The 20791-nt window shown below is 55.9% G+C and carries 17 protein-coding genes; 4 read left to right on the top strand and 13 right to left on the bottom strand.

All coding sequences use genetic code 11. The features are described 5' to 3' along the window. Positions 1-179: 179 nt before the first annotated feature. From sufE to sufA, 6 genes are all read right to left on the bottom strand, one after another. Positions 180-596, bottom strand: a complete 417-nt coding sequence (gene sufE, locus CKQ53_RS12600) for a cysteine desulfuration protein SufE (protein ID WP_085650829.1) — start codon at positions 594-596, stop codon at positions 180-182. Between the two features lie 19 nt (positions 597-615). Continuing rightward, positions 616-1842, bottom strand: coding sequence for a cysteine desulfurase SufS (gene sufS, locus CKQ53_RS12595; protein WP_085650830.1), 1227 nt, complete (start codon positions 1840-1842; stop codon positions 616-618). Next, positions 1839-3134, bottom strand: a complete 1296-nt coding sequence (gene sufD, locus CKQ53_RS12590; protein ID WP_094117992.1) for a Fe-S cluster assembly protein SufD — start codon at positions 3132-3134, stop codon at positions 1839-1841. Before sufD ends, sufS begins: the two co-directional genes overlap by 4 nt. After that, entirely contained in the window at positions 3109-3855 is a 747-nt protein-coding gene (sufC, locus tag CKQ53_RS12585; RefSeq protein WP_094117991.1) for a Fe-S cluster assembly ATPase SufC, read from the bottom strand. Before sufC ends, sufD begins: the two co-directional genes overlap by 26 nt. A gap of 92 nt (positions 3856-3947) precedes the next feature. Next, positions 3948-5459 (bottom strand): Fe-S cluster assembly protein SufB, encoded by a 1512-nt coding sequence (sufB, locus tag CKQ53_RS12580; RefSeq protein ID WP_085650833.1) that lies wholly within the window; start codon positions 5457-5459, stop codon positions 3948-3950. Between the two features lie 14 nt (positions 5460-5473). Then, a complete protein-coding gene (gene sufA / locus CKQ53_RS12575; protein WP_085650834.1) occupies positions 5474-5845 on the bottom strand; it encodes a Fe-S cluster assembly scaffold SufA in 372 nt (123 codons plus the stop codon). A 419-nt stretch (positions 5846-6264) separates the two neighbouring features. Here sufA and CKQ53_RS12570 point away from each other — a divergent pair, with 419 nt between their 5' ends. Then, entirely contained in the window at positions 6265-6666 is a 402-nt protein-coding gene (locus CKQ53_RS12570) for a hypothetical protein (protein ID WP_085650835.1), read from the top strand. A gap of 15 nt (positions 6667-6681) precedes the next feature. On the opposite strand, the gene CKQ53_RS12565 is transcribed toward CKQ53_RS12570, so the two are convergent. Together CKQ53_RS12565 and ydiJ are read right to left on the bottom strand one after the other, a co-directional pair. Beyond that, positions 6682-7104 (bottom strand): hotdog fold thioesterase, encoded by a 423-nt coding sequence (locus CKQ53_RS12565; protein ID WP_094117989.1) that lies wholly within the window; start codon positions 7102-7104, stop codon positions 6682-6684. Next, a complete protein-coding gene (gene ydiJ / locus CKQ53_RS12560; protein ID WP_094117988.1) occupies positions 7104-10157 on the bottom strand; it encodes a D-2-hydroxyglutarate dehydrogenase YdiJ in 3054 nt (1017 codons plus the stop codon). The genes CKQ53_RS12565 and ydiJ overlap by 1 nt, the downstream gene beginning before the upstream one ends. A 301-nt stretch (positions 10158-10458) precedes the next feature. Between ydiJ and ydiK the strand changes: the two genes are divergently transcribed. Beyond that, positions 10459-11565, top strand: coding sequence for an AI-2E family transporter YdiK (gene ydiK / locus CKQ53_RS12555; protein WP_085650838.1), 1107 nt, complete (start codon positions 10459-10461; stop codon positions 11563-11565). Positions 11566-12069: 504 nt separating this feature from the next. On the opposite strand, the gene ppsA is transcribed toward ydiK, so the two are convergent. Continuing rightward, positions 12070-14448, bottom strand: a complete 2379-nt coding sequence (gene ppsA / locus CKQ53_RS12550) for a phosphoenolpyruvate synthase (protein ID WP_118895043.1) — start codon at positions 14446-14448, stop codon at positions 12070-12072. A 277-nt stretch (positions 14449-14725) separates the two neighbouring features. Between ppsA and ppsR the strand changes: the two genes are divergently transcribed. Both ppsR and CKQ53_RS12540 read left to right on the top strand, forming a co-directional pair. Continuing rightward, positions 14726-15553, top strand: a complete 828-nt coding sequence (ppsR, locus tag CKQ53_RS12545) for a posphoenolpyruvate synthetase regulatory kinase/phosphorylase PpsR (protein ID WP_085650840.1) — start codon at positions 14726-14728, stop codon at positions 15551-15553. A gap of 134 nt (positions 15554-15687) precedes the next feature. Further along, the gene (locus tag CKQ53_RS12540) at positions 15688-16785 is read left to right on the top strand and encodes a 3-deoxy-7-phosphoheptulonate synthase (protein ID WP_094117987.1); all 1098 of its coding nucleotides are present in this window, start codon (positions 15688-15690) and stop codon (positions 16783-16785) included. Between the two features lie 83 nt (positions 16786-16868). Here CKQ53_RS12540 and rmf read toward each other — a convergent pair whose 3' ends face one another. The 4 genes from rmf to pqiA all read right to left on the bottom strand — a co-directional run bounded on the left by rmf (position 16869) and on the right by pqiA (position 20757). Beyond that, positions 16869-17036, bottom strand: a complete 168-nt coding sequence (rmf, locus tag CKQ53_RS12535; protein WP_071999766.1) for a ribosome modulation factor — start codon at positions 17034-17036, stop codon at positions 16869-16871. Between the two features lie 255 nt (positions 17037-17291). Continuing rightward, entirely contained in the window at positions 17292-17855 is a 564-nt protein-coding gene (pqiC, locus tag CKQ53_RS12530) for a membrane integrity-associated transporter subunit PqiC (protein WP_085650842.1), read from the bottom strand. 3 nt (positions 17856-17858) lie between these two features. Continuing rightward, a complete protein-coding gene (gene pqiB / locus CKQ53_RS12525; protein WP_085650843.1) occupies positions 17859-19502 on the bottom strand; it encodes an intermembrane transport protein PqiB in 1644 nt (547 codons plus the stop codon). A gap of 13 nt (positions 19503-19515) precedes the next feature. Continuing rightward, positions 19516-20757: a membrane integrity-associated transporter subunit PqiA gene (gene pqiA / locus CKQ53_RS12520; RefSeq protein WP_085650844.1), complete on the bottom strand. Its 1242-nt coding sequence runs from the start codon at positions 20755-20757 to the stop codon at positions 19516-19518. Between the last annotated feature and the right edge of the window lie 34 nt (positions 20758-20791).

The raw sequence follows: 20791 nt of genomic DNA, 5'->3' as shown, positions 1-20791 counted from the left end.
GCCCCATAGATCGCTTGTCGGACTATTTTGAATTGAATTGTTTAACATTCAGTTTGTTGCAAAGCGAATATTAAGAATAAGAGCAGATCTCCCGCAGATCCACGGGCGAACTCTGAAAGCATGAAGGAGTCAGGAGAGAACGGCGTCAGCGCAGTGCCAACGCCGTCGGGAGAAAGCGATCAAGCCAGCTCGGCGGCCCGGCTGCGGATCGCGCGCAGCATTGCTTCCAGCCCTTGCGAACGCGATGGGGTCAGGTGCTGGGTCAACGCCAGTTCCTGGAAAAACGGTCGAACATCCAGCGCAACGATGTCCTGCGGCGTCATCTGCTGATACAGGCTGAAAACGACGGCGATTAGCCCTTTGACTATCGCCGCGTCGCTGTCGCCCTGCAACACAACGTGCCCCTGTTCATCCAGCGTCACCACGATCCAGACCTGACTCTGACAGCCGTTAACACGGTTTTCTTCCTGTCGCAGGTCGTCGTTCAACGGCTCCAGACGGGCGCCCAGCTCCATGATGTAAAGATACTTTTCTTCCCAGTTGTGACAGCGAGAGAAATTGCGTACCAGTTTCTGCGGCTCCGGCAGACTTGCCATAATATCCTCCGCGGTTAACTTAACCGCCTAATAACCCATGAATACGTTGTAGCCCGGCGACCAGCCGGTCGATATCTTCACGCTGCGTGTAAACGGCGAGAGACGCACGGCACATGCTGGAAACACCGTAGTGTTCCATTAACGGCATGGCGCAGTGGTGGCCGGTACGAATAGCGATGCCGTACTGATCGAGGAAACTCCCTACATCGTAAGCATGATGCTGACCGAGATTGAAGGCAATCACGCCCTGACGCTCTTCCGGACCGTACATCACGATCGTCGGCACCGTCTTGAGCGCGGATACCGCATAGTGCATCAGGTCGGTTTCGTAGCGGTGGATCGCTTCGCGCCCTAGCGCCGAGACGTAATCCAACGCGGCGCCCAGCCCCATGATACCGGCGGTATTGGGGGAGCCGGCTTCGAAGCGCCAGGGCGCATCGGCGTAGGTCGTTCCTTTGGTGAGGCTGACTTCACGAATCATCGAGCCCCCACCTTCCCACGGCGGCATTGCCTGTAGCAACGCATGTTTGGCATACAATACGCCGATCCCCGAAGGCCCATAAATTTTATGGCCGGAGAACGCGTAGAAGTCACAGTTCAACGCCTGAACGTCGACAGGCTCATGCATGATCGCCTGCGCCCCGTCCAGCAATACCTTCGCGCCGACGCTATGCGCCAGACGAACGATGTCCTGCACCGGGTTCACGGTTCCCAGCACGTTCGAAATGTGGGTAACGGAGACTAAGCGAGTCCGTTCATCCAACAATTCCGGCAACAAAGCGACATCCAACTCACCGTCGGCCGTCAATGGCAGAACGCGAATTTCGATACCGTGCGTTTGGGCCAGCATCTGCCAGGGAACGATATTGGCATGGTGCTCCATGCCGGTAATCACCACGTTGTCGCCGGGCTGCATGAAGGTCCGCCCGTAGCTGTTGGCGACCAGGTTGATGGCTTCCGTCGTCCCGCGGACGAAGACGATCTCTTCCGCAGACTCGGCGTTGATGAATGACGCCGTCAGCGTACGCACATCTTCCATCGCGGTCGTCGCCTGGGCGCTCAACGTGTGAATGCCGCGGTGTACCGCGGCATACTCGTTCTCATAAAAATTCAGCTCACGATCGATGACCGCCTGCGGCTTTTGCGAACTAGCCGCGCTGTCCAGATAGACCAGCGACTGACCGTTGACTTCCTGTTTCAGGATGGGGAAATCCGCCCGGACGCGTTCTATCGGATAATCACTCATTGCTGACCTCCCGCGGCGCCAATCAGGCGTTCCGCTATGCGTTTGATCACAACGTCGCGCAAGGCGTCGTCAGAGATCGCTTCCGTCAGTTCGGCGGCAAAAGCGAAGATAATCATTTGCTGTGCGTTTTCCCCGCTGATACCGCGAGCGCGCAGGTAAAACAGCTGTTCTTCATCGATACGGCCTACCGTCGCACCGTGACTGCATTTGACATCGTCGGCGTAGATTTCCAGCTGCGGCTTGGTGTCCACTTCAGACAGACGCCCTAACAACAGATTGTTGTTGGTCATCTTACCGTCGGTTTTCAACGCGTGAGGCGCAACATTGATCATGCCGTTGAATACCGCCTTCGCACGATCGCGGACGATCGTTTTATGCAGCTGACGGCTTTCGCCGTGGCCCTGATTGTGTTCCAGATAGGTCCGCGTGTCGCACACTTCGCTGTTGCGCGGCAGAATCAGGCTGTTGAGGGTCAAGTTAGCCCCTTCGCCGTTCATCTGCGCGCTGGTCTGATGACGGGTCAGCCCCGCCCCCAGCAAGAAGCTGTGGCTGGAGACACGCGCGGAGCGCGCCATCCGTACGTCATTGTGCGCGAAGTGGTAACCTGCGGCCGCTTCAAACGCCAGCTTGTAGTGCGTGACATCGCTGTTTTCACCCGCGTCCAGGGTCAGACGAGCGCCGCTGAAATGCGCGGTCTCATCCAGACTGACATAGTGTTCAATCACCGTGGCGGCGGCGTTGGCTCCGACCTGCAGATCGTGGCGATGGTGAACCGTGTTCAACATCGCGCCGTCGCCGGAGCTGATATGCAGCAGATAGAGCGGCTTTTCAGCCTGTACGCCGGCGGCGAGACGAATCTGCATCCGCTCGGCGGCCAGACTTTCCGTCAGGTGCAAGAAGACCTCCGGCTGGATAGGCGCGGCCAGCGGCAGTGACGCGGAGGACGCCGCCACTTCGACCTGATAAGGCCCCCAGTCGGCGTCGCTGAGCTCGGGACTCAGACGACCGTCGACGAACACCATCCGCCAGGCATCAAGCGGCAGTGACAGCGCATCACGCTGCGCCGCATCCACCGTCCGCGCAGCGGGTTCGGTGAATTCCTGACCGAACAGGCCGTCCAGCGGCGTGTATTTCCAATGCTCCTGACGACGATTCGGTACGCCCAGCTGCAACACCTGCTGCCAGTGTTTACCCGCCTCTTCAGAGCGAGCACCGGCGCTGTCGAACAACCGCTGCCACTGTTGCAGCGCCTGCGTCGCTTTCGTATTACTGTTGGTCGGTAAGCCAGCCATAGCCCTGCTCCTCCAACTGTTTAACCAAAGTGAAGTCGCCGGATTTCACAATTCGTCCCTGATACAGCACGTGAACGAAGTCCGGCTTGATGTAGTCCAAAATACGCTGGTAGTGGGTGACGATGATGAACGCGCGCTTTTCGTTACGCAGCGTGTTGACGCCGTTGGACACGATTTTCAGCGCATCGATATCCAGACCGGAGTCGGTTTCATCCAGGATGCACAGTTCGGGTTCCAGCGCAGCCATCTGCAGGATATCGTTACGTTTTTTCTCGCCACCGGAGAAACCTACGTTCACCGAACGGGTCAGGAGGTCGGCCGGCATATTCAGCAGTTTGATCTTTTCTTCGATAAAGTCTTCAAAATCAAAGCGATCGAGCGGTTCTTGCTGACGATACTGACGAACGGCATTGACCGCCGTCTGTAAAAAGAATTGGTTGCTGACGCCCGGAATTTCGACCGGATACTGGAACGCCATGAAAATGCCTTCGCCCGCGCGATCTTCCGGCGCCAGATCCAGCAAATCTTTACCTTTAAACGTGACGGAACCAGACGTCACTTCGTAATCTTCGCGTCCAGCCAGCGTGGCGGACAGCGTGCTTTTACCGGAACCGTTCGGCCCCATGATGGCATGGACTTCGCCAGGTTTGATTTGAAGATTCAGCCCTTTGATAATTTCTTTTTCTTCGACACTGACTCTTAAATTTTCAATATTCAACATACTTTATCCTTCAGACGCCTTTGCCGCAGGCGCTCGTCTTATAGGCACCGGAGTGCGTGTGTTAAATAGGTGACATTGTCACTTTACGGCGATTAGCCCACGCTATGCTCAAGGCTTATGGCCAGAAGCTTCTGGGCTTCCACCGCAAACTCCAGCGGCAGTTCGGAGAAGACATCTTTACAGAAACCGTTAACAATCATCGAAATCGCATCGTCTTCACTGATGCCACGTTGCAAACAGTAAAACAGCTGGTCTTCACCAATTCGAGACGTGGTTGCCTCATGCTCCAGCTGCGCCGTATTGTTTTTCACTTCAACGTACGGGAACGTGTGCGCGCCGCATTCGCTGCCGATCAGCATCGAATCGCACTGGGTAAAGTTACGGGCATTGGTCGCGGTCGGCATGATTTTCACCAGCCCGCGATAGGTGTTCTCGCTGCTGCCCGCCGAAATCCCTTTCGAGATAATGGTGGAGCGGGTATTTTTCCCGATGTGAATCATCTTGGTGCCGGTATCGGCCTGCTGATGACCGCTGGTCAGGGCAACGGAGAAGAACTCACCGACCGAGTTGTCGCCGCGTAACACCACGCTCGGGTATTTCCAGGTGATGGCGGAGCCGGTCTCAGACTGGGTCCAGGACATTTTCGAACTTTCCCCGGCGCACAGCGCGCGCTTGGTCACAAAGTTCAAAATCCCGCCTTCACTGTCTTTACCCGCGAACCAGTTCTGCACGGTGGAGTATTTCACTTCCGCACGATTATTGATGATCACTTCTACGACAGCGGCATGCAGCTGATAGCTGTCGCGCACCGGGGCGGAACACCCTTCGATGTAGCTGACGTAGCTATCGTCATCCGCGATCAGGATCGTACGTTCAAACTGACCGGTTTTCGCCGCGTTAATACGGAAGTAGGTCGACAGCTCCATCGGACAACGCACCCCTTTCGGGATGTAGACGAACGTGCCGTCGGAAGCCACAGCGGCGTTCAACGCGGCAAAGAAGTTGTCGTTGGACGGCACGACGGTGCCCAGATATTTACGCACCAGATCCGGGTGTTCCTGAATCGCTTCGCTGAACGAGCAGAAAATCACGCCGTGTTTCGCCAGCTCGTGACGATAAGTGGTGGCGACGGAGACGGAGTCGAAGATAGCATCGACGGCCACTTTTTTGCCTTCGCGCACCGGTACGCCGAGCTGGTCAAACGCCTTTTCGACTTCGGTCGTCAGGTAGTTCTGTTCATGCAACGTGCTGGCGCCGTCTTCGCCGGACTGCTGCACCGCGCCGGGCTGCGATCCGCAGGTGTCGTCGCACTGCCCGCAGGATGGCGCGGAATAATAGCTGTAGTCCTGATAATCAAGCTTGTCGTAATGCGCCTTCAGCCAGTGCGGTTCTTCCATTTCCAGCCACGCGCGGAAAGCATTGAGACGGAACTCAAGCATCCATTCGGGTTCGTTACGCTTGGCGGAAATCGCCCGCACCACTTGTTCATTGATCCCTCTGGCCAGCTCATCCGTCGCCAGTTCGGTGAAGAAGCCCTCTTTATAGCGGCCGTCGCCGAGCCAGATCTGTACATCATCGGATACATCTACGTTACTACGCGCCATAATAGTGTCGCCGCTTAGAGCCCAAAGCTCTCACCACACCCGCAGGCGTGTTGAGCTTTGGGGTTGTTAAATTTAAACACCTGATTCAACCCTTCATGGACATAGTCCACTTCAGTGCCGTCGATAAAAGGCATTGCCTTGAGAGGAACGTAAAGACGGGCGCCGTCGCGCTGGAACACTTGCTCGTCAGCATCAGGCTGTTTGACCATATCCAACACGTAGCCGAAACCCGCGCATCCCGACTGTTTCACGCTCAGTCGTAGTCCCTGCACCTCGGCGTCCTGTTGCATGAGTCGTACAATATGGGCCGCTGCACTTTCAGTCAGCGTGAGTCCCTGCCAGACATTTTCGTCCAGTGAAAAAGTCTCTACATTTTGCGATTGCATGGGAATTACCTCGTCTCTCCAAATTTTCCGCTTTTAGCGGATCTGCCCTAATGGTAGTGATAATAGTGAGGGGGGTTCAACCTCGTGATTTCTAGGGCTATACGGTGCCGTGACCTAAAATCCTGTTTTTTTTAACCTCCCCGAACACTTTCGGGGTCGATCTACGGGGTATCGCTTATTCTAACCATATGAAATAAAAGAACAATAATTGAATTCGAAGTGGTCGCGCCGAAGGATTATTCAACATTTTATTATCATAAGTATAACATCTATCGCTGGAACCTATTTTATAAACAGGAGGAATCAGCCACTATTTTCCCGCTATTTTTGGCTTTTTGCTGCTATTTACTTCTCAACCATTGCATGTCACTTTGAGGGAAAATATGATAACGATTATCATTTAACGAAGGATTGACCCCATGTTTCCTTTCAATGCCTGGCTGCAATCCCATATTGATGACTACCGTGCGTCATTGCGTGACGCCACGATGGAAATGTATATGGCAGAAGTGAATCTGGATAATCCCGATAGCGATATCACTCATATTCGAGGTTATTACCTCTCCGGTATGAGGATGGTGGAACTGAGCCAGCGTTACGGCGATGACGACAGCTATCTGCTGACGATAATCAAAATGCATCACCGGCTCATTCAAGAGATCAACAACCCGCAACGCTGTCATCTGTGCCGCCTGCAGAGCTATCACTTCGGCCGACAAACGCTACAGCTGATTTGCAATCAGTTCAGCCAACAAGGTTGCTGGCAGAAAGTCACTGCATTTCAGGCCGACTTCGCGAAGCGCGTCGCGTTTATGCCCTAGGACGAACGCAGAGACTCACCCATCGGGTGTGATGACCGCCGTCGTCAAACGCGACGTGCAGCACAGGCGATCATCGGGATCGTAGATGTCGATTTGCCACACCTGATGCCGTTTACCGACATGCAACGCCCGACAGACGCCTCGAACCTCGCCTTCGCCGACGCCCCGCAGGTGATTGGCGTTGATTTCCACCCCCACCACCTGCTGGTCGTCCTGCGAACACAAATAGCCCGCGACGGACCCCAACGATTCCGCCAGCGTGACGGACGCCCCGCCGTGCAGTCGGCCAAAAGGTTGTCGCGTCCGTTCATCAACCGGCATCACGCCTTCCAGCGTATCATCGGTAATGCGGGTAAACCGGATACCGAGATGACCCACCATGCAGTGGGCCGCCCGCTGATTGAGCTGTTCCAGATCGCACTCTCGTTTCCACAACATCACACGAGCTCCAGCAATGCCTGTAAGGGGTGTTTGAAGGGCTGCCCTTCCATCCGTTTCACCTGACTGCGGCAGGAATATCCCGTCGTCAGACAACGCTGTTGCGGCAGTTTTTGCAACGCCGGCCGCCAGGAGAGCGCATAAATCTTTTTGGAGTTATCCAGGTTAGGCGCTTCATGACCATAGGTTCCCGCCATCCCGCAGCAGCCGACGCTGACATTTTCCAATTTGGCGCCGAATCGCGCGAAGATGCGGCCCCATTGCTGCGTGCTCGTCGGCAGCGCGGTGGCTTCCGTACAGTGACCGAACAGATACCACGGCTCGCCTGCTTGATCTCGGTCCGTGCCGTCTGGCAATGCGTTCACCAGCCACTCATGCACCAACTGTACCTTGAAGTCGCCGCGTTGGTCGCCTAGCGCTTCGCGGTATTCGTCTCGGTAGCACAGTACCAGCGCCGGATCGACGCCGACCATCGGCAGCCCGAGTTCCGCCACGCGTTTCAGGAAATCCGCGGTTTTACGCGCCGTGCGGGCAAAACGGGTCAGGAATCCTTTGATGTGCTGCGCCTTACCATTGGGCGAGAACGGCACCAGCACCGGTTTGAAATGCAGCTTTTCGACCAGCTTGACGAAATCCGCCACGACTTTGGCATCGTAATAACTGGTGAACGGGTCCTGCACAATCAGTACATAGTCGGCGCGCGCCTGCGGGGAAAGCTGTTCCAGCTGTTCCAACGTGGTCGTCATCGCCGGATGCCCCGCGAACTGTTGACGCAACGAGGGGGAAGACAACAACGGAAGATCGACCATGCCGATGAATTTGCGGCTTAGGCCGCCGACCCACGGCTGTTTGAGGAAGAAGTTAAACGTTTTCGGCGCTTTCGCCATCAATGGCGCATAACTCTCTACGCCCGCGACCAGATAGTCACGCGCCGGTCGCAGATAGCGCGTGTGATACAACTGCAAGAAACGTGAACGGAAGCTCGGTACGTCGATCTTGATCGGACACTGCGTCGAGCAGGCCTTGCAGGCCAGACAGCCGGACATCGCCTCTTTCACTTCGTGTGAAAAATCATAGTGGCCCTGACGCGCCTGCCAGCTGTTGCGCGTTTTCTGCACCAGCGTACGGAAGCTGACGCGTTGCTCCGGCAAACGGTTTTCCAGCGCCAGCGGATCCACCCCCTGCTCCGCCAACAGCCGTAGCCACTCACGCACCAGCGAAGCGCGGCCTTTGGGCGAATGAATCCGATTACCGGTCACCTTCATTGACGGACACATCGGGCTGCGTGCATCGAAGTTGAAGCACAGGCCATTGCCGTTACACTCCATCGCCCCCCGGAAAGAGGTACGCACCGCCAGCGGAATGCGGCGATCATAGGTGCCACGCTTCACCGCATCGACCTTCATCATCGGCGCATCGATATCTATTGGCGCGCAAATTTTTCCCGGATTAAGGCGGTTGTATGGGTCAAAAGCGGTTTTGACACGTCGCAGCTCTTCATACAGCTCAGGGCCAAAAAAGGCCGGGCTATACTCTGCGCGAAAGCCTTTGCCGTGTTCTCCCCAGAGCAGACCGCCGTATTTGGCGGTCAACGCCACAATCTGATCTGAAAGCTGTTTCATCAACATCTCTTGCTGTGGATCGCACATATCCAGCGCAGGACGAACATGCAGCACGCCGGCGTCCACGTGGCCGAACATGCCGTAGCTCAGCTTGTGGCTGTCCAGCAGCGCCCGAAACTCGGCGATATAATCCGCCAGATGCTGAGGCGGCACGCAGGTATCCTCGGCAAACGGAATCGGCTTGGCCTGTCCTTTGCTGTTGCCCAGCAAACCAACCGCTTTTTTTCGCATGCCGTAGATCCGCTCGATACCCGCCAGATCGTGACACAGCTGATACCCGATGACGCCCTCTTCCCGCTTCGCCAGCAAAGCATCGAGCCGCTGGCACAGCGCCCCTATGCGCTCATCGATCAGGTCTTCATCGTCTCCGGCGAACTCAACGATATTCAGCCCCAGCATTTCCTGCCCGGGGACATCCGTGATCAGTTCGCTGACGGAATGCCAGACAATATCCTCGCGCGCCAAATTCAGCACCTTGGAGTCCACCGTTTCTACGGACAAGGCCTTTGCTTCCACCATAAATGGCGCGTTGCGCAGCGCGGAGTCGAAAGAGTCGTACTTCACATTCACCAGCCGCCGAATTTTCGGCAGCGGCGTGATATCCAGCTTGGCTTCGGTGATAAAAGCCAGAGAGCCTTCCGAACCGGTTAAAATGCGTGTCAGGTCGAAAGTCTGCATATCATCGCTGAACACATGGCGGAGATCGTAACCGGTAAGGAATCGATTCAGCTTGGGAAACTTGTCGACGATCAGCGAGCGCTGTTCGCGGCAACGGTTAAGTACGGTGTGGTATATCCGCCCGACCGGAGACGGCTCCTCGGCCAGTTGCTCCGCCAACGTGACCGGCATGGCCTGCGTGTCCAGCATCTCGCCGCCTAACAACACGGCCCGAACGCCCAAAACGTGGTCAGACGTTTTGCCGTACATCAGAGAACCCTGCCCGGAGGCGTCCGTATTAATCATCCCGCCCAACGTCGCGCGGTTGCTGGTGGACAGCTCCGGCGCGAAGAAATACCCGTACGGTTTGAGATACTGATTGAGCTGATCTTTGATGACGCCGGCTTCGACGCGCACCCACCCCTGCTCGGGATTGATCTCAATAATCCGGTTCATGTAGCGCGACATATCCACCACGATACCCCGGTTCAGGGCCTGTCCGTTGGTGCCGGTGCCGCCGCCGCGCGGGGTGAAGGTAATAGAGGAATATGCCGTTTCGCCCGCCAGCCTCGCCAGCAACGCGACATCGGCGGTAGAGCGCGGAAAAACCACGGCATCCGGCAACAGCTGGTAAATGCTGTTGTCCGTCGCCATAGTCAGGCGGTCTGCGTAGTGGGTGGCGGTATCGCCCGTGAATCCGTGTTGTTTTAATGCTTCCAAAAAGTCGAGCACCGGCTGAACGAGGCCAGGCGCCTGAGTGATCTGTGGGATCATTATGGTTGACCCTGTCTGTAGAATAGTGTTTGCAAAAACAGTGATGGAATTATAGGCGTGGCGCCTCATTTCCCGGCGCCGCACAATTTTTGTTTTATCACATTTCAGGCCGGGGCGCGCCTCCGTAACGATAAAAACTTGAGGAGAACACGTCCTCTTCGGCGCGGGCCGAGCAATCGTGACTGAACGCCCCAACCACAGTAAATGCAGCATGTTAGCTTTTTTACCGCTATTATCGTTCTCGCTGACAAGAGCTATTGTCAGTCGATAAGACATTCGCTCACAGAGGTAATATTCGTCGATGGAACACTCTCAGTCACCGCGTTTCGACCTTGCTACAATGCTATTCACGCTCTTGTTCATTGCCATAATGATCATTGCCTGCTTTTGGGTTATTCAGCCCTTTATCCTGGGCTTTGCCTGGGCGAGTATGGTGGTTATCGCCACTTGGCCGCTGCTGATTCGCCTGCAGAAACTGCTTTGGGGTCGTCGTTCATTGGCGGTTATCGCCATGACCCTGCTCCTCATTCTGCTATTTGTGATCCCCACGTCTATTCTGGTTAGCAGCGTTATCGATAATTCTTCAACGTTAATCGGCTGGGCCTCTTCCCAGGAGCACATGGCTCCCCCCACGCTGGAATGGTTGAAATCCGTTCCGATGGTCGGTGAAAAGCTGTATAGCAGCTGGCAGACGTTAATCCACAGCGGCGGCACCGCCCTGATGTCGAAAGTTCAACCCTATGTTGGGAAAACGGCAACCTGGGTAGTGGCGCAAGCAGCGCACGTCGGTCGCTTCCTGATGCATTGCGCCCTGATGGTGTTGTTCAGCGTGTTGCTGTATAGCAAAGGCGATCAGGTGGCCTACGGCGTACGTCGATTTGCCATACGGTTAGGACAAGAGCGCGGAGATGCGGCGGTGATCCTGGCCGCGCAGGCCATACGCGCTGTGGCGCTGGGCGTCGTCGTGACGGCGATCGTTCAATCCGTGCTTGGCGGGATAGGCCTGACGATCGCCGGTATTCCCTACACGACACTGCTTACCGTGCTGATGTTCCTGTGCTGCGTCGCCCAGCTCGGTCCGTTGCCGGTGCTGATACCCGCCATCATTTGGCTGTACTGGACGGGCGACACCACCTGGGGAACCGTGCTGCTGGTTTGGAGCGGCGTTGTCGCCACGCTGGATAACGTCATTCGACCTATATTGATTCGGATGGGCGCCGATTTGCCGCTGCTGCTGATCTTGTCCGGCGTCATCGGCGGCCTGCTGGCGTTTGGCATGATTGGGCTCTTCATTGGCCCGGTCGTGTTGGCGGTGTCTTATCGTTTGCTCTCCGCCTGGATGCAGGATACCCCGGAACCGCCGTCAATGTCCGACGTGCATGTCGATCCTAAAAGCACCCGGTTGTAACTCACCGGCGCTTCCTGTCTGACGAGATTCTCCGAGGCATTTTCGGCCTCGGAGAATAAGCAATAATTAAGAGAAGCTAACCTATTTAGGACAACTCTGATTTAACCCAATTCACTGGAATTCCGTAAATCCTTTTCCACAAGGGAATATCAGCAAAGGAACTGTGTAACTAAAAAAAATCGTTAAAAAACAATTAACCATTAGGATGATTCTTAATGACGAATTCAGCTCGAGTTCATACTATGAATGTCGAAGCTAGTGTTGAAGTAACATCTGTCCGGAGGATTCCTCCTCGTCAGAGCCAGTAACGAATTGCTGTGTGTAGTCTTTGCCCATCCCCTGTGATGGGCTTTTTTTTGCTTGAAAATAGTGAATGGTCATCAAGCAAAATACCGCCGATCCGTCCATAAAAAAACGCCCGCGGCAATCAGATTGCCATCGAGCGTTTTTATACCGCGACGATACCGGAGCGATATCGACATGAGTGCATCAGTTTGACTCTCGTTAGCGGATTTCCGCCAGACTCAGCCAGGTTTGCACCACGGTATCCGGATTCAACGACAGACTATCGATACCCTGATCCATCAGCCATGCCGCAAAGTCTTCATGATCTGACGGTCCCTGCCCACAGATGCCAACGTATTTTCCCTGCGCTTTCGCGGCTTTGATCGCCATCGCCAGCAGTATTTTTACTGACTCATTACGCTCATCGAACAATGCCGACACCACACCGGAGTCACGATCCAAGCCTAACGTCAGCTGCGTCATGTCATTCGAACCAATCGAGAACCCATCAAAATGCTGCAAGAACGCTTCAGCTTGTAATGCATTGGACGGGATTTCGCACATCATGATGATTTTCAGTCCTTTTTCGCCACGGCGTAGCCCTTGTGCCGCCAGCTCCGCCACCACGGCTTCCGCCTGTTCCACGGTACGGACGAAGGGGATCATGATCTCGACGTTGGTCAGCCCCATCACATCGCGCACGCGTTTGACCGCTTCACACTCCAGCGCAAAACAGTCCCGGAAATCAGGCGACACGTAGCGGCCCGCGCCACGGAATCCCAGCATGGGGTTCTCTTCGTCCGGCTCATAACGTTCGCCGCCAACTAAATTGGCGTATTCGTTAGATTTGAAGTCAGACAACCGCACAATGACGCGCTTCGGCCAGAAGGCGCTGGCCAGCGTGGCGATCCCTTCCTTCAGGCGCTCGATATAGAATTCGACCGGATCGTCATAGCCCTGCATCAGGCTTTTGATCTCCTGCTGCAACTGCGGCGTCTGCTGATCAAACTCCAGGAGCGCGCGCGGATGCACGCCAATCATGCGGTTGATGATAAATTCGAGCCGCGCCAGCCCTACGCCGTCGTTCGGCAGGCAGGCGAAGTCGAAAGCGCGATCCGGGTTTCCGACGTTCATCATGATTTTGAGCGGCAAGGTTGGCATCGCGTCAACGGGTGAACTTTTGACCGTGAAGTCCAGCAGATCCTGATAGACGTAGCCGGTATCGCCCTCCGCACAGGAGACGGTCACCTTTTGCCCGTTGCCAAGCCGCTCCGTCGCATCGCCGCAGCCGACAACCGCCGGAATACCCAGCTCACGAGCGATGATCGCCGCGTGACAGGTGCGCCCGCCCCGGTTAGTGACGATCGCCGCGGCCTTCTTCATAATCGGCTCCCAGTCGGGATCGGTCATGTCCGTCACCAGTACATCGCCAGCGTTAACCAGATGCATTTCACTGATGTCGTTAATATTTTTCACTTCACCCGCGCCAATACGGTGACCAATAGCGCGGCCCTCCACCAGCACTTGACCGCTGGCGGGAAGATGATAGCGCTCCATAACCTGACCATTCGAGCGCACGGTTTCCGGACGCGCCTGCACGATGTACAAACGACCGGTGTGACCATCCTTCGCCCACTCGATATCCATCGGACGCGCATAATGTTTTTCAATCAGCAGCGCCTGATGCGCCAACGCCTGCACTTCATCGTCCGTTAAGCAGAAACGGTCACGCTGCGCCTCTGGTACGTCTTCGATGCTGACCTGCTTGCCATGTTCCTGACTAGGCGCGTAGACCATGCGGATCTTCTTCGACCCCATATTGCGACGCACTATCGCAGGCTTGTTATTCAACAACGTGGGTTTGTGGACGTAAAACTCATCCGGGTTGACCGCGCCCTGCACGACCATTTCACCCAGCCCCCAGGCCGCCGTAATGAACACCACCTGATCAAATCCGGACTCCGTATCCAACGTAAACATCACGCCGGACGCCGCCAAATCGGAACGCACCATCCGCTGGATCCCGGCAGACAGCGCGACTCCACGATGGTCGTAGCCCTGATGTACACGGTAAGAAATCGCACGATCGTTGAACAGTGAGGCGAATACATGCTTAACCGCCGTCAGCACGGCATCAAAGCCCTGAACGTTGAGAAACGTCTCTTGCTGACCGGCGAACGACGCATCGGGCATATCTTCAGCGGTGGCCGACGAGCGGACAGCGAAGGAGGCGTCCGGATCGTCCTCCGCCAGTTGCCGATAGGCGTCGCGTATCGCCTGTTCCAGCGCAGGCTGGAATGGCGTATCCACAATCCATTGGCGAATTTGGGACCCCGCTTTCGCCAGCTGATTCACGTCGTCAATATCGGTTTGATCCAGCAGCGCGTAAATACGCTGATTGATGCCGCTTTGCGTCAGAAAATCATTGAACGCTTGGGCAGTGGTGGCGAAGCCGTTGGGAACCTCCACGCCCAGCGATGACAGGTTGGTGATCATCTCACCCAGAGAGGCGTTCTTGCCGCCTACCCGTTCCACGTCATGCATACCGAGCTGGTCGTACCACAAGACATTACGCTGATCTGTACCGTTGTTGGACATCGAAATTATCCTTCTGCATACAATGTAGGGTATGGAAGCATTGCTGATGAAAACCTCAGCTTTTTCGAGCGTAGCATAGCGTTTTGTAAAGCAGGGAAAGGTGAATCGATCAACCCAGTGAAAAAAAATTGTCGTTTCGGATTCACATTGCGCGGCCAGGAAAAAACATCAATAGTAAGCAGGTTTGCCTACCTAATCAGAAAGATATGTTCTGTCTTCGTGCTGGATGCCGAACCATGCCAGAGATAGACAGAGCCTGTCGCCTTGAGGAGTCTCTGTGGAACGAAGCGTCTTTTATGTCTCCGACGGCACCGCCATTACCGCCCAGGTGCTGGGGCATGCCGTGCTCTCTCAGTTTCCCGTCGATATCACCAGCTATACCCTCCCGTTTGTCGAAAGCACCAGCCGGGCCAACGCCGTCCGTGAGCAGATCAACGCGATTTACCAACAAAGCGGTGTGCGCCCGTTGGTGTTCTACTCTATCGTGACGCCGGCGATCAGGGACATTATCGTCAGCAGCGCAGGCTTCTGTCAGGATATCGTGCAGGCTTTGGTCGCCCCGTTGCAGCAGGAGTTGAACATCGCGCCGAGCCCGGTGGCGAACCGGACTCATGGACTGACGGCCAATAACCTGATCAAATACGACGCCCGCATCGCCGCTATTGATTACACGCTCGCGCACGACGATGGCATTTCTTTGCGTAATCTCGATCAGGCTCAGGTCATCCTGCTTGGGGTTTCCCGCTGCGGGAAAACGCCGACCAGCCTTTATCTGGCGATGCAGTTCGGCATCCGCGCCGCCAACTACCCGTTTATCGCAGAAGATTTGGACAACCTGAATCTGCGGCTGCCTGAAGCGCTGCGTCCATATCAGGACAAGCTGTTTGGACTCACCATCGACCCGGAACGACTGGCCGCCATTCGCGAAGAGCGCCGCGGCAATAGCCGCTATGCATCACTGCGTCAATGTCGGTTGGAGCTGCGGGAAGTGGAGGCGCTCTACCGCCGCTATCAAATCAAATACATCAATACCACCAATTATTCAGTGGAAGAGATATCCGCTCGCATCATTGATATTCTGGGTATGAGCAGGCGCATGTACTAGTACACAAATACAGTAGATGGTAGACTTCTCGGCATCGTGCTGACGGGAGAACCGCCGGAGCCTTGATCCTTGTTTCATGCGCTCCGCCTTCCCTATTTCAGCACCGCGTCTTCCTCATTAAAGAGAATGCTCTCATGCCCCAGACTGATGCACTTCGCAGCTCACGCCTTGATACGCTGCTGACGCCGGACCAACTGATCGGCCTCCTGCCTGTCACGCCAGACGTCGCCGAAACCGTAACCACGGCGCGAGCCCATATTGAAAATATTCTTTCCGGGCGAGACCCGCGCCTGCTTGTCATCATCGGCCCATGCTCCATTCATGATCCCGAAAGCGCTCTGGAGTACGCTCGCCGCTTAGCCGTGCTACGCACGCGTTATCAACATCAGTTGGAAATCGTGATGCGCACGTATTTTGAGAAACCGCGTACGGTGGTGGGATGGAAGGGATTAATCGCAGATCCCCATCTGGACGGATCTTTTCAGGTCAATACCGGCTTAAAACTCGCCCGTCAGTTGCTACTGAACATCAACGCGCTGGGACTGCCGACGGCCACCGAATTTCTGGATATCGTCACCGGCCAGTATATTGCCGATTTGATCAGCTGGGGCGCCATTGGCGCACGCACGACGGAGAGTCAGGTTCATCGGGAAATGGCGTCAGCGCTCCCTTGCCCGGTCGGTTTCAAAAACGGCACGGACGGCAATATCCGCATTGCGATTGACGCGATCCGCTGCGCTCAGGCGCCTCATCGTTTCCTGTCGCCGGATAAACAAGGCCAGATGGCGGTCTACCGCTCATCGGGAAACCCGCACGGCCATATCATTATGCGCGGAGGCACCCGCCCCAACTACCATGCCGAAGATGTGGCGCAGGCCTGCCAACAGCTGGCGTCATTTTCCCTGACGCAGCGGCTTATCATCGATTTTAGTCATGGTAATTGTCAGAAGCAGCACCTGCGTCAGAAAGAGGTCGCCCTCTCGGTCTGTCGGCAACTCTCAGAAGGCAGCACGGCTATTGCGGGAGTGATGATAGAAAGTTTCCTGGTGGAGGGGACTCAGCCGTCGTTGAATCCCGCCTCGCTGACGTTCGGCCAGTCCATTACGGACCCGTGTTTGAGCTGGGAAGACAGCGAACGCCTGCTGGCGCAGTTGGCCGAAGCGATGAGCAGCCGTTTGTCATTTGCTTCTAGCGAGGATGTGAAGAGCCCCATCCCAACCCCGTCGTTATGACGGTCGTCACAGCGATGGGAGCCGCCATAAAAAACCTCCGCAGCAAGGCGGAGGTGGTTCCTTTTCGATAGATAAGGCAGCCGCTAAGCGGCTACTGCCCTATCTTCCATGGCTTGTCGCCACCCTCCCAACCAGTAAGACCGAGCATTGATCGATTGATAGGGGCAAAGCTCCTTAGGTCGACCAGAAATACCTGCTTGATAACCGCGTGAATGCGCCCGTTCAAGGCGATCTCGTTTCTGTCTCTTCATGCCTCATTTCCCTCATACGAGTCTGGTGGAAAGAATGGTGATTACTTTGTAAGCAACCACACTTAAGGAATAGCGATTCCTGGTCTGAAGATCAAGGCGCAATATTCACGCCATTGTCATATTTGTGAGCCAATATCGGAATCTTTTACCTAAAGGCGGGAACAGGGAACGGTAAGCGTTTGAGAGGAAAACAAAACCGCTGAGTGTCTTTGCTTATAAAAAATTCGACATTCAGCGGCCTGTTTTTAGAACAAATTAGGACAGTGCGGCAGCCTGACGCACGATGGACTGAGCCACCTGTTGCCAGCCGGCGGCCAGCGTTTTCACCAACGCATCATAGCCGTCGTCAGTCTGCGGCAGCGTGACGTTGAACGGCTGAGTAATGATGCGATCCTGATAACGCAGCGTCCAGGCCCCGCGGATCACCGCACTCCCGTCATAGCGGCCCTGGAAGGCCGAAACGGTGATATCCAGCGTCGCCCGATCGCCATCCGGCTCGCGACTGACCACGCCCCATGACGGCAGCCCCTGTTGCAGCGTCGCTATCAACGACTGCTGCAACTGCTGATCCAGCGGGCTGGCCCACAGGTTGTTGCTGGCAATGGTGTATCGTACGTCAGACGTCTGATACACAATCCCGCTGTTCGACAGCGAATCAGCCAGCGCGACCCCGCGCACCCACAGATGAGGCGCGGAAGCCGGCGTGACGGAGGCCGTGGCTTTGTCGCCCTCCGACGGCAGCTGGTAGTAGACTTTCTGCGAGTCGCTGCTGCATGCTCCCAGCAGCAGCACCAATGCCAATGTCCATCCTTTCATCATGATTTATTTCGCCTTCTTCGGTTGCGGATCCTGACCACCGGATGCTTCGAACACCAGTGCATTGCTCTTACCGTTCAAGGTGCGCAACAGCGGTTGCAGTTCACGCAATACCTGATCCAACCGCTGCATATCATTCACCATCTTGTTATAGGCGGGAGAGCCCGGCTGGAAGCCTTGCATGCTACGATTCAGCTCGCGCAGCGTCCGCTGCATATCCTGAGGCAGCTGCTGCATCGACTTGTTGCCGGTGATCTGATTCAGCGACGCCAGTGTTTTCTGAAGCTCGCGCAAGGTCGCCTGACTTTCGGCCAGCGTTTGGGTGGCCTGAGACACCATCGGCGTCAACGGCAGGTTATTCACCTTATCCAATACCGCCATCACCTTGTGCTGGATCTGCGACAATCCGCCGCTCACGGTGGGCAAGACCTCGTAACCGTCGACTTTGACCATCGACACTGGGCGTCCCTTCAACTGCGGATAGAAGTCCAGATCGATATACAGCGCGCCGGTCAGGATATTGGCCGTTTTCATGGAGGCTCGCAGCCCCAAGGCTGGCGCTTCCTTGATTTCCTGTTCCAGATTCAGCTGGTCCCAGACGTGCGCCTGCAGACGATCCGGTTCGATGCGGATCATGACCGGAATACGGTAGTCATTAGCCAGACTCTGCTTCATTTCATGCGGGAAGAACGGCACCTGAGACACCGTCCCCAGACGGATGCCGCGGAACTCGACCGGCGCGCCCGGCTGCAGACCGCGTACGGACTCGTCGAAGAACATCAGATATTCTTTGTACCGGGTATACAGCGTGTCCTGAATGCTGCGCTGGCTGTCATAGAGTTGGTATTCGGCATGTTCTTTCGCCGGATCGCCCAGCTCCCAACCGCTCGGCACGTCGAAGCTTACGCCGCCGTTCAGTAGCGTCGTCAGCGAACCCATTTCGACGCGCATCCCCTGCGCAGAGAGATCGAGCGCGACGCCGCTATCTTTCCAGAAGCGAACATTGCTGGTTACCAGCGAGTTATAGGGCGCATTAATGAACAGTCGGTAGCTCATTTTTCGCGCCGCGGGGTCAAAGTGGCTGGTTTCCACCGAACCCACGCGGTAACCGCGAAACAGCACCGGATCGCCCGCATTCAGCTGCCCGGCGCGCTCGCTGGTTAGCGAGACGCGGATCCCTTTAGCATCCGGGGAGGCCAACGGCGGGCTGTCTAAGAGTTTGAAGTCTCGGCTTTCTTCCTTGCTGGAACCCGGCTGCAACTGGATGAACGACCCAGACAGCAGCGTTCCGAGACCGGATATCCCTTCACGCCCGACCTGAGCTTTCACCACCCAGAACACCGAATCGGTGCTCAGCAGGTGATCCATGTCGTTATTCAAACGCGCTTTAATCTCAACCTGGTGGAGGTCTTTACTCAGCACCACGCTTTCCACCACGCCGACGTTAACGCTGCGGCTTTTGATGGGCGTTTTCCCCGCCTCAATCCCATCAGCCGTTTGCGCCGTCAGCGTAATTTCCGGGCCTTGATGGCTGAAGTGGTAAAACAGGATCCAGGCGCCGATCAGCAACGTGACGATGGGCACAATCCAGACCGGAGACCAGCGCTTAAGCGATTCAATCTCCGCAGCGCTGTGGTTATTTTTCGTCAATGGAAAACTCCTCTCACTCACGGTTGTAGCGATCCCACAACAGGCGGGGATCAAACATAATAGCGGCAAGCATGGTCAGAATAACCACCGCGGCAAACAGCACTGCGCCGATTTCAGGATACACGCTCATAAAACGACCGACGCGAACTAACGCGGACAGCACGGCGATCACGAACACATCAATCATGGACCAACGTCCCACGAATTCCACCACCTCGTAGACCAAGTGCATTCGCTCGGTATCGTGGCGGCTTTTGCCTTGCGTACACCAGCATAGCCAGCCCAACGCCATCATCTTGAGCGTCGGCACCATGATACTGGCGATAAAAATCACCAGGGCGACCGGATAAGACCCGGAGCCCCACAGCATGACCACGCCGGACATAATCGTGGAGTCCATACGATTGCCCAGCGCCTCCGTCACCATAATGGGCAACATATTCGCCGGGATATACAGCATCAGCGATGTGATCAGCAGCGCCAGCGTCCATTGCAAGCTGTGCCGCCGACGAAGATGTCCATGCGTATGGCACCGCGGGCAAACCCATTCATCAGCCGGGAGCACCGCCGTGCAACAACTGCACGAGCGTACGCCCTGCGCAATGCCGCTGCGCCCGGCTTCCAGCGAATCCGGCACTGACGGTGCCGGCGTGACGTCATGCCATAGCCGCCGGCGATCGAGACTTTGGAAAGCCAGCAGTTGCAGAAGACAAAACAGAACATAAGGAATAAAGCTGATGCCGATGCCGATGCTGCCGTAAGCCATCAGTTTAACGAAACTCACCAGAACACCGGCCAAAAAGATTTCCGGCATGCCCCAGCTTTTCAGGTGGAACAAAATCCGCGCCAGCAGTCGGGTGAGCTCAAGGCTCATCCGAACACGTCCACACAGCCCGATAATAATGAGCATGCAACTGGCGGGAATACATTGAACGAACAGCATGAACAGCGTCGCCATGCTGGCGTAATTCTCATCCACCATGACTTTGGGTATTTCCAGCAAAGTGACTTCGCTGGTGATCCCCGCCACCTGCATGGAGACGAAGGGAAATAGCGCAGACAGGAAGAGCATCACCAGCGCGCTGACGGCGAAACTCACCGAACGCCAGCGCGCTTCCGGACGATGACTCGTCAGCAGCGTACTGCAGCGCGGGCACAGCGCCCGCTGACCTGGCCGTAAGTCAGGAAGTTCGACCAGCAGGTCGCACTGCGGGCACAGCATCTTACTCTCCGCAGAGTGGGAGTGGGTGCACATCAATAACCTCCTGTTGCCAGCCAGGCAGCCGCGA

The organism is Lonsdalea britannica (assembly GCF_003515985.1).
In the GTDB taxonomy this organism is placed as follows: Bacteria; Pseudomonadota; Gammaproteobacteria; order Enterobacterales; family Enterobacteriaceae; genus Lonsdalea; species Lonsdalea britannica.
This window is presented reverse-complemented; position numbering and strand designations above follow the sequence as displayed.

Bases quoted from the DNA above. Each gene is read 5' to 3' on its own strand.
- rmf (WP_071999766.1), bottom strand. From the start codon at position 17,036: ATGAAGAGACAGAAACGAGATCGCCTTGAACGGGCGCATTCACGCGGT.
- sufA (WP_085650834.1), bottom strand. From the start codon at position 5,845: ATGCAATCGCAAAATGTAGAGACTTTTTCACTGGACGAAAATGTCTGG.
- sufS (WP_085650830.1), bottom strand. From the start codon at position 1,842: ATGAGTGATTATCCGATAGAACGCGTCCGGGCGGATTTCCCCATCCTG.
- ydiJ (WP_094117988.1), bottom strand. From the start codon at position 10,157: ATGATCCCACAGATCACTCAGGCGCCTGGCCTCGTTCAGCCGGTGCTC.
- pqiA (WP_085650844.1), bottom strand. From the start codon at position 20,757: ATGTGCACCCACTCCCACTCTGCGGAGAGTAAGATGCTGTGCCCGCAG.
- sufB (WP_085650833.1), bottom strand. From the start codon at position 5,459: ATGGCGCGTAGTAACGTAGATGTATCCGATGATGTACAGATCTGGCTC.
- pqiC (WP_085650842.1), bottom strand. From the start codon at position 17,855: ATGATGAAAGGATGGACATTGGCATTGGTGCTGCTGCTGGGAGCATGC.
- ppsA (WP_118895043.1), bottom strand. From the start codon at position 14,448: ATGTCCAACAACGGTACAGATCAGCGTAATGTCTTGTGGTACGACCAG.
- CKQ53_RS12570 (WP_085650835.1), top strand. From the start codon at position 6,265: ATGTTTCCTTTCAATGCCTGGCTGCAATCCCATATTGATGACTACCGT.
- CKQ53_RS12540 (WP_094117987.1), top strand. From the start codon at position 15,688: ATGCCCCAGACTGATGCACTTCGCAGCTCACGCCTTGATACGCTGCTG.
- ydiK (WP_085650838.1), top strand. From the start codon at position 10,459: ATGGAACACTCTCAGTCACCGCGTTTCGACCTTGCTACAATGCTATTC.
- sufC (WP_094117991.1), bottom strand. From the start codon at position 3,855: ATGTTGAATATTGAAAATTTAAGAGTCAGTGTCGAAGAAAAAGAAATT.
- sufE (WP_085650829.1), bottom strand. From the start codon at position 596: ATGGCAAGTCTGCCGGAGCCGCAGAAACTGGTACGCAATTTCTCTCGC.
- sufD (WP_094117992.1), bottom strand. From the start codon at position 3,134: ATGGCTGGCTTACCGACCAACAGTAATACGAAAGCGACGCAGGCGCTG.
- CKQ53_RS12565 (WP_094117989.1), bottom strand. From the start codon at position 7,104: ATGTTGTGGAAACGAGAGTGCGATCTGGAACAGCTCAATCAGCGGGCG.